Source organism: Acidobacteriota bacterium (genome assembly GCA_039030395.1).
In the GTDB taxonomy this organism is placed as follows: domain Bacteria; phylum Acidobacteriota; class Thermoanaerobaculia; order Multivoradales; family JBCCEF01; genus JBCCEF01.
Window position 1 is genome coordinate 25,311 of the sequence record JBCCEF010000027.1, and the last position, 13,174, is coordinate 38,484.

Genomic DNA, 13,174 nt, shown 5'->3' on the forward strand with positions numbered 1-13,174 from the left:
GTAGACGGTCGAAGACAGTACCCCGTATACGTTCAGGGAGCGAATCGAAATCATGCCTCAACTCGTCTATTCCGCCAACCGTCACCAAGCCACCCTGCAAGAGGTGTCCGACCGCGATCTGTTGATCGCCGTCCGGCAGGGCGACGAATCCGCCCTCAACGAGCTGATCGGGCGCAAGACCAAGCCTCTAATCCAACTTGTCTACCGCATCCTGGGCGATCGCGAAGAGTCCCAGGACGTGGTGCAGGTGACCTTTTTCAAGGTGTGGGAGAACCGGCGGAAGTTCAACGAGAAATGGTCGCCGAACACCTGGATTTACCGCATCGCCAGCAATCTGGCGATCGACCACCTGCGCTCCCGCAAGAGCCGCGAGCGCTCCGCTGAGCCGATGCAGCAGCATCTGCGGCAGGTTTCTTCGGGCCAGGGCGGCACCTCCCGGGACCTGCGGCAGGACGAGGTCTTCGGCATCTTTCGGGAACTCTCCTCGGAATTGACCGAAAAGCAGCGCCTGGTGTTCGTGTTGCGGGAGATCGAGGGCCTCTCTTCCCAAGAGGTGGCGAAGGTCGCCGGCTGCCGCGAATCGACGGTGCGCAACCACCTGTTCAACGCCCGCAAGGTCCTGCGCCGGGAGCTGGTGCAGCGATACCCGGAGTACGCTCCCGAAGGCTATGCGGCACCGGCGGAGGAGGCATCGTGAGCTTGCTGAACGCGCAGTGCCCCGACTGGCGGAACCTCGCCGCCATGCGCCGTGACCCGGCGGCCGGCGAAGCCGCAGACGCCCGGTGGAACGAGGCGCTGGACCACGCCTCGGGTTGCGCAGACTGCGGCCCGCGCGCCGCCGCCAGCGACCCCCTCGCCCTGCTGCGCCCGCTCCGGCAGGACATCCCCACCCTCGAAGACGAGGTGGACGTGGAGCGCATGCGGATCTCCGTCGAGGCCCTGCGCCGCGGTCAGCGCACACACAGGGAGACGCGCCTCACCGGAACTTCCTGGATGCGCTATGCCGCCGCCGCGGCCTTCGCCGTGATGTTGGTGAGCCTGGGAGTGGTCGACAACGGAACCGGCGTCGGCGAGGATTCCGGCCCGCCGGCACCGAGCATCACGGCGGCGGTTCCGTCCGCCGGCGCGGTAGAGCCAATGCCGTGGACCGACCCCCTCGACGCCTTCGCCGAGCCGATGGACGCCTACGCCGAGCAACCGGTGTTCGATGATCTCCAGCGCCCCGCCGCCGCCAGCGTCTACCAGCTCGCGGAGGATGACCTGCACGTCGTGATGGTCGTCCACGAAACGCTGGATGTGTAGCCGGGCCGTCTTCTCCACCACTCTGATGCTGAATCTACGCCGTCTTTTCGTCTGCCTGTGGGTGCTGTCGCTGCCGTGCCTGGCAGCGCTTCCGGCGGCTGCCCAGGTGTTGCGGCAGGACTCCAACCCATCGCGCATCAGCCCGGCGCCGGAGGAAGAGGATCTGCGCCTCCACGTCTTCACCCTGGAGCACCAGCCGGCCGAAGAGGCGCTGGAGCTGGTGAAGCCGATGCTCTCGAATCGCGGTTCCGTCGAGCTCCAGGCGCGCAGCAACACCCTGGTGGTGCGGGACACCCTGGCCTCCCTCGCCCGTATCGGGCCGAAGGTGCACAGCTTCGATCACGAGCCACAGCCCCTGGAACTCGAGGTCGTCGTCCTGCGAGCCTTTTCGCGAGCGCAGGGTCCGATTCCGGAGAATGCCCGGGTGCCGACGGCGCTGGCCGGCAAGCTGCGCAGCTTGCTGCGCTACGAGAGTTTCCGCCTGGTGGCCCGGGCTCGCCTCCAGACGCTCGAGGGCGAAGCGGTGTCCTACGACCTCAACAGGAGCTACCGGGTGGCCTTCCGGCTCGGCACCGTCGTCGCCACCCCCAACCGCACCGAGCGCTTGAAGCTGCGGGATTTCAAGGTGGAGCGCCTGATCGACGGCGCCGAAGGCGGCTCGTTGATCCACACCAACCTCAATCTCTTCGTGGGCAAGACCACCACCCTCGGCCTGGCCCGCACGGAAACGAGCGACAGCGCCCTGATGGTCGCCATCACGGCCCGGCCGGGCAGCCGGCTGACGGTTCGGGAATTGGAGTAGGCGGTGGAGTTCGTCTGTCGCGTCGGCACGCCCGAGGGCCGGATCATCGAAAAGCCCTTCGAGGCGACCGATGAAACGGCCCTGCGCAGCGATCTCCAGAAGCGCGGATTTCACATCTTCGAAGTCCGCCGCAAGGGTCTGTCCCTCGATCTGCCGTTCGTCAACCGCCGCAAGAGGGTGGGCGACCGCCAGTTCCTGATCTTCAACCAGGAGCTGGCGGCACTGCTACGGGCCGGCCTGCCGCTGATGCAGGCGCTGGACCTGATGCTGGAGCGCATGGAGGATCCCTCGCTGCGGCCAATTCTGGCGGAGGTGCGCGAGCGGGTTCGCTCCGGCGAAGATCTATCGGAGATCTTCGAGTCCTACGGCGACCAGTTCCCGCGCCTCTACGCCCCCACCTTGAAGGCCGGCGAGCGAAGCGGCGAGCTGGAAGCGGTGATCCGCCGCTTCATCCGCCACCAGAACCTGGTGATCGAGGCCCGGCGGCGAGTGGTTTCGGCGCTGGTCTATCCGGCGGTGCTGATCAACCTGGCGTTGATCATGATCCTGGTAATGACCTTCTACGTGGTGCCCAAATTCAGCGCCTTCTTCGAGAATTCCGATACGGAGCTGCCCTTCATCACCAAGGCGGTCCTCGGCGTATCGGGATTCTCGCGCGAAACCGCGTTCTTGGTCCCGAACGGCATCTGGGCGGTGCTGGCGATCGCCGCCGCGGCCGTCGCCGTGCGGGTGTGGTCCCGCCGGCCGGAGGGCGCCCGCGCGATGGACGCCATCAAGCTGAGAACGCCGCTCCTCGGCCCGGTCCTGATGCTGTTCTCGCTGTCGGAGTTCTGCCGCTCCCTGTCGACGCTCCTGGCCGGCGGCATGCCGCTGGTTCCGGCGCTCGAGATCTCCGTCAATGCGGTGGGCAACGCCAAGGTGCGTACCAGCCTGGAACCCAACATCCAGCGGGTGCGCGAGGGCGAACCGTTCTACGAAGCCCTCGAGGCGAGCGACGTGTTTCCGCCGATGGCGATCGACATGATCAAGGTCGGCGAGTCGACCGGTTCCTTGGACGAGATGCTCTCCAGCGTCTCGGATCTGTTCGACGAGCGGGTGGAAACCCGTCTGCAGCGGATCCTGACCCTGGTCGAGCCGCTGATGCTGGTGTTTCTCGGCATCGTGGTGGGCATTCTTCTGGTCTCGATCTATATTCCGCTGTTCAGTGCGATGGGGTCGGTGAGCTGATGAGGGTCCCTTCGTCCACCAGGAGTTTGTTGCCATGACCGTAGATCTCGATCCGCAAGCTCTCCAGATGGAGACCGCCGAGGGTGCCCGCGAGCGGGAAGCGCAGGAAGCGCACAGCTTCGCCGAGCGCTACGGTCTCGAACTGATCGACATGAGTTCCTTCCGGATCGACAACGATCTGTTTCGGCGGATCCCCTTCGATCTGATGCTGCGCTACAGCTTCCTGCCGCAGGAGCAGCTCGAGGGCCGCCTGGCGGTGATCATGGCGGACCCGTCGAACGTTTTCAAAATCGACGAACTCGAAATGCAGCTCGGCCAGCCGGTGGAGGTGAAGGTCGGCCTGCGCTCGGAGGTCGAGGAGATCCTGCAGAAGTCCGAGAGCGCCCAGCGAGTGCTCGACGAAGCCACCGAAGGCTTCCGTATGCAGCTCGTGCAGGAAGACGAGGACGGGCAGGAAATCCTCTCCATCGACAGCATCAGCGCCGACACCAGCCCGATCATCAAGCTGGTGGACTCGACGCTGTTCAACGCCATCCAGCGCCGCGCCTCGGACATCCACATCGAAACGCGCGACACGGAAGTGGTGATCAAGTACCGCATCGACGGCGTGCTCTACCAGGCGATGGAGCCGATCGATAAGCGCCACCACCAGACCATCATCAGCCGCATCAAGGTGATGGCGGAGCTCGACATCGCCGAGAAGCGCATCCCGCAGGACGGTCGCTTCAAGCTGCGGCTGCGTGGCCGCACCATCGACTTCCGCGTGTCGATCATGCCGTCCGTCCACGGCGAGGACTGCGTGATCCGTATTCTCGACAAGGAGTCGATGAACGAGGAATTCAAGAACCTGCGCCTCGACATCCTCGGCTTCGACGACGAAACCCTGGTCAAGCTGCGCAAGTTCATCCTGGAGCCCTACGGCATGGTGCTGGTCACCGGCCCCACCGGCTCCGGTAAGACGACCACCCTCTACGCCTGCCTGTCGGAGATCCAGTCGGCGGAAGACAAGATCATCACCATTGAGGATCCGGTCGAATACCAGTTGAAGGGCATCACCCAGATCCCCGTCAACGAGAAAAAGGGCCTGACCTTCGCCCGCGGCCTGCGCTCGGTGCTGCGCCACGATCCGGACAAGATCATGGTCGGCGAGATCCGCGACGAGGAGACGGCACAGATCGCCATTCAGTCCGCCTTGACCGGCCATCTGGTGTTCACCACCGTCCACGCCAACAACGTGGTGGACGTGCTGGGCCGCTTCCTGAACATGAACGTCGACCTCTACAACTTCGTGTCGGCGCTCAACTGCGTGCTGGCGCAGCGCCTGGTGCGCAAGATCTGCCCGCACTGCCGCCGGCCCACCAAGCTGTCGCGGGAGTTGCTGCTGCACAGCGGTCTCGACCCGGTTACCTACGTGGACTACACCTTCTATGAGGGGACCGGCTGTATCGAGTGCAACGGCACCGGCTTCCTCGGGCGTCTCGCCGTGTCCGAGTTGCTGAACCTCTCGGACCACATTCGGGAATTGATCCTCGATCGGCGCCCGGCGTCGGAAATCAAACGAACGGCCAAGGAAGAGGGCATGACCTTCCTCAGAGAGTCCGCTCTCGAGAAGGCCCTCCAGGGAGTCACCACACTCCGTGAAATCAATAAAGTTACCTTCGTGGACTGAGGCCCTGTTCGGCCTTCGGCCGATCCCGGCGCCCCCGCACGCCTTCGCGCTCGACCGCGAGCGAATCGCCTACGGTGGCTTCACCACCGCCGCCAGGGCGCCACAGTTCCGCGAGTTCCACAGCGAAGCGCTGCCCGCCGACACCTTTCAGCCGGGTGTGCTGGGCGGCAGCCTGGTGCAGGGAGGGACCTTCGAAGAGACCTTGACGCGCCTCATCGGCCGCCTTTCCGGCAGCGTCAAGGAGGCCTCCCTCACCCTGCCGGACGACTGGCTGCGGGTAGCCTTCGCTCAGATCGACGATCTGCCCAAAAGGGGCGAGGAAAGAGACGAGGTACTGCGCTGGAAGCTCAAGCAGCTCGTGCCCTTTCCGCCGGACGATCTCAGGATCGACGGCGTCGAGGTGCCGACCCTGCCGGGGCAGCTCGAACGCCGGCGGGTGATGGTGACCTTCGGCCTCGAATCGGTTCTCCGCCAGATCGAAGCCGTCTTCCGCAGCGCCGGGGTGCGGATCGGCCGGATCGTCAATTCCAGCCTGCCGCTGCTGGCCGCGGTGGACGGCACCAGCCTGGCCGGCGGCAGCGTGATCTGCTGGGTGGAGCCGGGCGGCTATTCGCTGCTCTTCACCCACGACGGCCAGCCGCTGCTGCACCGCTACAAGGCCTTGACGGCGGCCGCCCAGCGCGAATTGATCGTGCGCGATCTGCGCCTGACACGGGATTTCCTGGAAACCAGCGTGCCGGGATTCGAGATCGAACGTCTGCTGCTGTGCGCACCCCGCGCCACCGAAGAGAGCTGGGACGAGTGGCTCTCCACCGGATTCGACCAACCGGCCACCCGCCTGAACGACCGTCAACTACCGCCGAGTTTGGGCCTGTCGCCGCAGCTCTCCGCCCACGATGTGGTCGCGCTGCTGGGCGCGGTGCGGGAGGAAGTGTCATGAGCCGTAGCGCCCTACCCAATCTCGCCGGCCGCCCCTTCGTCAATAATCAGCCGGTGCTGCGGGCCAGCATTTTTCTGTGGATCGCCGCCCTACTCCTCGCGCTGCTGGCGGCGGGGCTCTACTGGAGCTACTTCTCCACCCGCGAAGACCGGCAAACGCGCATCGCTCAGCTCGAGCGGCAGATCGCCGAGGAGCGCACCCACATTTCCAACTTGCAGGATCGCCTCGCCGCCATCGACCTGGAGAACCAGAACGAGGCCGTCGACTTCCTCAATGAACGCATCCGCGAGCGGACTTTCGGCTGGAGCGTGCTGTTCGACCGGCTGGCGGGCCTGCAGCCGGACAACGTTCGGGTGGTCTCCTTGAGTCCGCGCATCCCTCAGCAACTACGGCAGACCCGACGGCGCCGAGGTCGATCGCGAGACGCCGCCGGCGAGGCCGATTCGGCCGCCAACAAGGTGCCACTCCAGATCCAGGCCATCGGCCGGGCACCGGGCTCGCTGGAAGAGATGGTCGACGCACTGTTCGCGGACGCCGCCTTCGAGAACCCCAACCCGCTCCAGGAAGCGCGTCAAGGCAATCAGATCAACTTCAGCCTGAGCGTCGTCTACCTGCCGCAGGTGGCGGCGGCCGAAGCGGAAGAAGCCCTCGCCGCGGCCGCGGGAGGTGCGCCGTGAGCGCCTCTTCCAACATCTGGCAGACCCGGTGGGGGCTATGGGTGCCGCCGCTGGTGATCCTGGTGGCCGCTCTCGTCGCCCTCGGCGTCTATCGCGGCCGCTTCGCCGAACAGGCCGAAGGCAGCGTTCGTTCGGTGGAAGGGGCAACCCGGGTGCTGTCGGACCTCGAGGAGCGCAGCGGCGACCTGGCGAGCAACCTGGACGAGATCGAGACCACCCGCAACCAGCTCGCCGCCTTCTTCACCGACCAGCTCTCCACCGAGAACGAGCGCCTGACGGCGATCATCGCCGAGGTCAAGACGCTGGCCGAAACCGCCGGCCTCGATCCCCAGGCGATCGGCTACCCGGACGAGGTGATCGACGATTTCGGCCTGCGCAAACGGTCGATCGTCTTCGGCGTGCAGGGCTCTTACACCCAACTCCGGCGCCTGATCAACCTGCTGGAGCTGTCGGACTCGTTTCTGACCCTGGAGCAGGTGACGTTGGTGGGTGAAAACCAGAACCGACTGGCCATCGACCTCAAGATCTCGACCCTCTTCGCCACCGATTTGCCGGAGGTGGTCGAAGACGTCCCGGTGGCCCCGCAGGGGGAGGCGGGCTGATGCGCGACGAACAAAAGAAAAGGCTACTCGCCGGCTTGCTGGTGTTGCTCGCCTTGGCCGCCGTCTGGCGCTTCGCGCCGGCGATCTTCACCGGCAGCGGTGAGGGTGTCCGGCAGTTCTCTTCCGGCCTGGCGGAACTCTCCGGCACGGACCGCATCGCGACCCTCGACCTGGCCCTACTGAATCGCGCCGGCCGCGACTATTCCGCCGGCCGCGACCCCTTCAGCTTCTACGATCCGCCACCGGAACCGCCGCCACCGCGGGTGGAGACACCCCAGCCGGTGCGGCCCACGCCGACGCCGGTGCCGGTGGACACCGGACCCCGACCGCCGGCCATCACCTATGAATTCCTCGGCAGCTTCGGTCCCGAGGAGCGCAAGATCGCGGTGCTGGCGGACGGCGACGAAATCTTCAACGCCCAGGTGGGCGAGGTGCTCGAAGATCAGTTCGTGATCGACGCCATCGGGCTGGAATCCGTAGACATCAAGTACATTGAATTTCCCGATCTGCCGCCGAAACGGTTGGCCGCCGGGGCCGACACCACCTTCGGGAGATGAGCATGAAGCGTTCGAGCACCCCAAAACGATCCGGCCTGAGAGAGGCCCGCCGTTCCCGGGCCGGAGTGTCCCTGGCGATCCTGCTGTTGCTGGTGTCGCTCGCCGGTTGCACCAGCTACCGCAGCTCCCGAGTGGCGGAGATCGCCGCCGATTCCGGCGACTGGGACGAGGCGGTGGTCCAGTACATGAACGCGATCGAAGCGGATCCCAGCAACATCCGCCACCGCGCGGCGCTGCTGCGGGCCAAGATCCGCGCCTCTCAGATGCATTTCGAGCGCGGCAAAAAGTACATGAACGCCGAGGTCTGGGACCGCGCCATGGTGGAACTGCAGGAGGCCGTCGCCCTCGACCCCACCAACCAGTACGCCGAGGCGGAGCTGATGAACGTGCGCGAAATCCTGGCGGCCCGGGCCGCCGGCCGCGGCGCCACGACCCTGGCGGATTTGAAAGCGCAAAACAGCGGCAGCCGGCCCCAGCCACCGGTGCTCGATCCGCGCTCCGACGAGCCGATCTCCCTCAACTTCCCGGAGCCGAAGTCGATCTTCAAGATCTACCGCGCCCTGGGCAAGGCCTTCGGCATCAACGTGTTGTTCGATCCCAACTTGAAGGACACCGAGATTCCCATCGAGCTTGAGGATGTCACCGCCCAGAGCGCCCTCGAAACGTTGATGCGCGCCGCCGGCCACTTCTACAAGGTGCAGGACGAGCACACCATCATCATCGCCGCCGACACGCCGCAAAACCGGCGCACCTACGAAGATCTGGTGATCCAGACTTTCTTCCTGTCGAACGCCGAGATCAAGGAGATGATGACCATCCTGCGCAGCCTGGTGGACGCCAAGAAGATCGCCACCAACGAGCAACTGAACGCCATCATCCTGCGCGACACGGCGGACAAGGTGAAGGTGGCCGAACGCATCATCGAGGCCAACGACAAGGCCAAGGCGGAAGTGGTGATCGACGTCGAACTGATGCAGCTCGACACCACCAGCTTGCGCGACCTCGGCGTGTCGCTCGATCCCTACTCGATCACCCAGAGCCTGGACACCGGGACCGAAGGCAACACGCTGCGCTTCTCGGACATCGAGTTCTTGAACCAGAACAACTGGACTCTCAACATCCCGAACATCATCTACCGCTTCATCAAACAGAGTTCGAGCGCGCAGCTGCTGGCGCGGCCGCAGCTCCGCATCACCGAAGGTGAGAAAGCACGGCTGGTGATCGGCGACCGGGTGCCGATTCCGGTGACCTCGTTCAATACCGCCAACACCGTCGGCGGCAACATTGTGCCGATCACCTCCTTCCAGTACCAGGAGGTGGGCATCACCATCGAAATCGAGCCGCGGGTGCACCACAACAAGGAAGTCACCTTGAAGGTGCGGGTCGAGGTGTCGAACATCAACGGCTTCATCGAAGGCTCCGGCGGTCAGCAACAGCCGCGCATCGGCACCCGCACCATCGACTCGGTGATTCGCCTGCAGGATGGCGAAACCAACTTCCTCGCCGGCCTGTTGCGGACCGACGAAAGCTCCAACGAGTCCGGCGTGCCGGGCCTCTCGGACATTCCGGTCCTCGGCCAGCTCTTCTCCAGTCGGCGGGCCGATCGCAATCGCACCGACGTCATTCTGACCCTGACGCCGCACATCGTGCGCAATGCCGAGATCACCGAAGACGATCTGCTGCCGATCTGGGTCGGCACCGAAGCGAACATCACCTTCCGGGGCGGCAGTCCACGGGTGGAATCCAACATCGACGGCCCCTTCGACGACGGCAGCACGCCGGAAGAACTGCAGGAGATGATGCGCCGCCGGATCCAGCGCCTGCCGCGCGGCCTGCGGGAAGGCCAGAACCAGCAGGAGCAGCAGAAAGAGCCGCTGCCCCAGGGCATCGACCTGGTGCCCAATCCCGGCGGCGCCTTCCGGCCGGACGAATCGAGCGACGACGATGAGGACGTGCCGGACGGCGTTCCGCTGCAACCGCAAATCGATCCCTTCCGCGGCCAAGCCTTCCTGGAAGCTCCGGCGCGGGACCTGGTCGCTTCCAGCGGCGCCGGCCTCGACCAGGTGGTCACCTCCTTCCTCGCCGTAGAGGACCAAGACGCCGTCGGCGAGGCCCAAGGCAGCGCCACCGAGGCTCCCTGGCCGGCGGTCTGGAATCCGACGCCCGTTCAGCTACGAGTGAGCCCACGGCTGATCGCCGTTTCCCCCGGCGACACCTTCGAGATGGTGGTTCAGGCGAACGCCCTGATGGAGGTTTCCCACCTGCCGATGGCCCTCGCCTTCGACCCGCAGGTGCTGGAGGTCAAGCGGGTGGAAGCCGGTGATTTTCTCGGCCGGGAGAACGAGGCCGAGGTCCTCGCCGACACGTCCCAGCCGGGCCGCATCGTCATCGGCGCCAGCCGCCTGGGCGAGGTGCCAGGAGTGACCGGCGAAGGCGCCGTGCTGCGGGTCGTCTTCCGGGCCATTGCCGAAGGACCGACGCGCCTCGAACTGCTCGACGCCGAGGCGATGGACTCCGGTCTCCGGAAAATCCAAACCGGCATTTTCGAAGCGGCGCGGATCGAGGTCGACTCGGGCGCCGGACCGCTGCCGCGGCGCGACCCTGAAATCCGCGAGCGGCCGAGGCCATAGCCTGCCTTTCTCACCGGCAACCTACTACGAGGCCGTATGTCACAGAATCTGCTGCGTTATCCACGGAACCTGCTCATCGACGTACTACAAGTACGCCTTCGTCGCAGAACCCGCGGATGCCTTGCATCTTCAGCCACCCACGGCCTCTCGCTGCGGTCGCCGATGAGAAAGGCAGGCCTGATGCGCCTGTCCACCCGCCACCATCGCCGGGGCAACCGCGGCTACTCGCTCATCGAGCTGGTGATCGTGGCGACGCTGATGACGATTCTGGCGAGCGTCACCCTGCCGGTGGTCAAGTTCACCGAAAAACGTTTGAAGGAGATGGAGCTGCGCGGCCACCTGCGCAGCATGCGCGGCGCCATCGACGAGTACAAACGATACAGCGACAATGGCTTCATCCCGATCGACCTCGGCACCGATGGCTACCCCAAGGAACTCGAGACGATGATCGAAGGGATCGAGATCGTCGGCCAGATCGACACCCAGATCCGATTTCTGCGGCGTATCCCGCTCGACCCGATGACCGGCGAAGCGGAGTGGGGCCTGCGCAGCTACCAAGACGATCCGGACTCCTCCTCCTGGGGCGGCGAGAACGTCTACGACGTGTACTCGCTGTCCGAAGGGGTCGGCCTGAACGGCATCCCCTACAGCGAATGGTAAGTACGAGAGGAAACGACATGCGGTACTCCAACCATCCAGGCCACGGCCGAAAGCGTTACGTCCAGCGGGGCTTTACCCTGCTGGAGCTGATCATCGTCATTGCGATCATCGGCATCCTGGCGACCATCGCCCTGCCGAACCTGCGCGAAACGCCGATCAAAGCGAACGAGGCGGTGCTACGCACCAACCTTCACACCATCCGCGATGTGCTCGACCAGTACCGCGGCGACAAAGGCTTCTACCCCGCGACCCTCGAAGCGCTGGTGGAGGACGGCTACCTGCGGGAAGTGCCGGAAGACCCGATCACCGACAGCTCCGAAACCTGGGAACTACTGCGCGAAGAGGTCGATCCGGACTTCGAGCCAGCGGAGACGGAGGTGGGGGACGATGGCGAACCGGGGATCTACGACGTGCGCTCCGGCTCCGACCGGCTCGCTCTGGACGGTACTCCCTACAACGAGTGGTGACGGCAACCCGATGATCCGCCCCACCCGCCTACGGCACCGCCGCGGAGAAGCGGGCTACAACATGGCGCTCCTGGTGATCGCCATCACGGTGATCAACATCATGCTGGCGGCCGCCATGCCGATGTGGAGCTACCGCATCAAGAAGGACAAAGAAGAGGAACTCAGAAGCCGGGGTCTACAGTACGCCGAGGCCATCCGCATCTTCCGCGGCCGCTACGGCCGCCAGCCCACCACCCTCAAAGAGCTGATCGAGATCAAACCGCGCTCGATCCGGCAGCTATGGGACGACCCGATGACCGAGAACGGCGAGTGGGGGCTGATCTTCGCCCAGCGTGTGGGAGGCGGCGGCAACAGAAATCCCCAGCAGCCGCCACAGCAGGGCACCGTGGCGGTCGATCCGACGACCTCGCCGGACGGTCGCAAACGCACCGTCACGGTAGGTCCGATCCTCGGGGTTTACAGCCTGAGCGACGAAGATGCCCTGTCGAGCTTTTTCGGCAAAGCCACCTACAAGGAATGGCAGTTCACGGCGGACTTGCTGCAGCGGAACACCATCGGCGGAGCGGGCGTAGGAGGTGGAGGCGACCCCGGCAAGATCCCCCGCCTGGAGGTCCGCACCCTCGGACGGCCCTTCATCCCCGAACTCCAGAACGAGCTACTGCAGCCGCAGATGGGCGGCGGCACGCAGCTCGTGCCCAATCTCCCCGGCCAGCCGGGGCAGCCCGGGCAAGGGGGCGGCACCTTCGGCGGACAGCCGGGCAATCGACCGGGGTTCAATCCCGGAGTTCCGGGTGGCACGACCGGCGCACAGCCGGGATTCAACCCTGACGACCCTGGCACTTCGAGGCCGCAGAACCCGCGGGTCAACCCGCCGCGCAATCCGCGCCCGCGCAACCCGCGGCCGGGCTTCCCGGTGCTGCCCGGACAGCCGGGTGATCCCACCAGCGGACAGCCGGGCGACGACCGTCCCGGGACCAATCCGGGGGGCAACCCTGGAGGTGGCGGGATCGACCCCACGGTGCCGCAGAACCTCTCGCGCAGCGTCTTCCGCCCGACGCCCTCCAATCCGTGAAGGTCCGCGTTCGCTCCCTGTCGGATCTGCCGTTGCCGGAGCGCGCTTCGGTCGGCGCCTCGGGCTTCGACCTACGCGCCGCGGTGGAAGAAACCGTCGTCCTTTCTCCCGGTGAACGGCTCCTCGTGCCGGCCGGCATCTCCCTGGAGATTCCCTCCGGCTGGGAGGCTCAAGTGCGCCCGCGCAGCGGCCTCGCCTACAAACACGGCGTCACCGTCGCCAACGCTCCGGGCACCATCGACAGCGACTACCGCGGCGAGATCAAGGTCATCCTCATCCACCTGGGGAACGAACCCTTCGCTATCGAACGCGGCGACCGCATCGCCCAGCTCGTCTTCGCTCGGGTCGAAGCGGTGGAATGGGATGCCGTAGACTCCCTCACGGACTCAAGACGCCAAAGCGGCGGATTCGGATCCACCGGGCGCAAGTAGAACTCGCGAACGTCTCGCGCACCTCCTTCTTGCCAACCCCAGGCAGTGGGAGATTTTCTTTATTACAACCAACTTGACTCGGGCATTGGAGGGGACCCACTGTGAGACCAACCATTGCGCCTAGTAAGGCAAAGAAGT

Annotated in this window: 14 protein-coding genes; all 14 read left to right on the plus strand. The window is 65.4% G+C overall.

The window, feature by feature from the left end:
- The first annotated feature begins 52 nt into the window (after positions 1–52).
- The 14 genes from AAF481_18295 to dut all read left to right on the plus strand — a co-directional run bounded on the left by AAF481_18295 (position 53) and on the right by dut (position 13,036).
- Positions 53–697, plus strand: a complete 645-nt coding sequence (locus AAF481_18295; GenBank protein MEM7483120.1) for an RNA polymerase sigma factor — start codon at positions 53–55, stop codon at positions 695–697.
- Positions 694–1,302: a hypothetical protein gene (locus AAF481_18300; GenBank protein MEM7483121.1), complete on the plus strand. Its 609-nt coding sequence runs from the start codon at positions 694–696 to the stop codon at positions 1,300–1,302. The genes AAF481_18295 and AAF481_18300 overlap by 4 nt, the downstream gene beginning before the upstream one ends.
- Positions 1,295–2,104, plus strand: a complete 810-nt coding sequence (locus AAF481_18305) for a secretin N-terminal domain-containing protein (GenBank protein MEM7483122.1) — start codon at positions 1,295–1,297, stop codon at positions 2,102–2,104. Before AAF481_18300 ends, AAF481_18305 begins: the two co-directional genes overlap by 8 nt.
- 3 nt (positions 2,105–2,107) lie before the next feature.
- Entirely contained in the window at positions 2,108–3,331 is a 1,224-nt protein-coding gene (locus AAF481_18310) for a type II secretion system F family protein (protein ID MEM7483123.1), read from the plus strand.
- A gap of 67 nt (positions 3,332–3,398) precedes the next feature.
- Positions 3,399–5,000, plus strand: coding sequence for a GspE/PulE family protein (locus AAF481_18315; protein ID MEM7483124.1), 1,602 nt, complete (start codon positions 3,399–3,401; stop codon positions 4,998–5,000).
- Entirely contained in the window at positions 4,969–5,940 is a 972-nt protein-coding gene (locus tag AAF481_18320) for a hypothetical protein (GenBank protein MEM7483125.1), read from the plus strand. Before AAF481_18315 ends, AAF481_18320 begins: the two co-directional genes overlap by 32 nt.
- Positions 5,937–6,617, plus strand: coding sequence for a hypothetical protein (locus tag AAF481_18325; protein MEM7483126.1), 681 nt, complete (start codon positions 5,937–5,939; stop codon positions 6,615–6,617). The genes AAF481_18320 and AAF481_18325 overlap by 4 nt, the downstream gene beginning before the upstream one ends.
- Positions 6,614–7,219: a hypothetical protein gene (locus tag AAF481_18330; GenBank protein ID MEM7483127.1), complete on the plus strand. Its 606-nt coding sequence runs from the start codon at positions 6,614–6,616 to the stop codon at positions 7,217–7,219. Before AAF481_18325 ends, AAF481_18330 begins: the two co-directional genes overlap by 4 nt.
- Positions 7,219–7,776, plus strand: coding sequence for a hypothetical protein (locus tag AAF481_18335; protein MEM7483128.1), 558 nt, complete (start codon positions 7,219–7,221; stop codon positions 7,774–7,776). The genes AAF481_18330 and AAF481_18335 overlap by 1 nt, the downstream gene beginning before the upstream one ends.
- Before the next feature lie 2 nt (positions 7,777–7,778).
- Positions 7,779–10,406, plus strand: coding sequence for a secretin N-terminal domain-containing protein (locus AAF481_18340; GenBank protein ID MEM7483129.1), 2,628 nt, complete (start codon positions 7,779–7,781; stop codon positions 10,404–10,406).
- Between the two features lie 180 nt (positions 10,407–10,586).
- Positions 10,587–11,066: a type II secretion system protein gene (locus AAF481_18345; GenBank protein ID MEM7483130.1), complete on the plus strand. Its 480-nt coding sequence runs from the start codon at positions 10,587–10,589 to the stop codon at positions 11,064–11,066.
- A gap of 17 nt (positions 11,067–11,083) precedes the next feature.
- On the plus strand, positions 11,084–11,533 hold the full coding sequence (locus AAF481_18350) for a prepilin-type N-terminal cleavage/methylation domain-containing protein (GenBank protein ID MEM7483131.1): 450 nt from the start codon (positions 11,084–11,086) through the stop codon (positions 11,531–11,533).
- Positions 11,534–11,543: 10 nt separating this feature from the next.
- A complete protein-coding gene (locus AAF481_18355) occupies positions 11,544–12,605 on the plus strand; it encodes a hypothetical protein (protein ID MEM7483132.1) in 1,062 nt (353 codons plus the stop codon).
- Complete coding sequence (gene dut, locus AAF481_18360; protein ID MEM7483133.1) at positions 12,602–13,036, plus strand: dUTP diphosphatase; 435 nt, start codon at positions 12,602–12,604, stop codon at positions 13,034–13,036. The genes AAF481_18355 and dut overlap by 4 nt, the downstream gene beginning before the upstream one ends.
- Positions 13,037–13,174 lie beyond the last annotated feature (138 nt).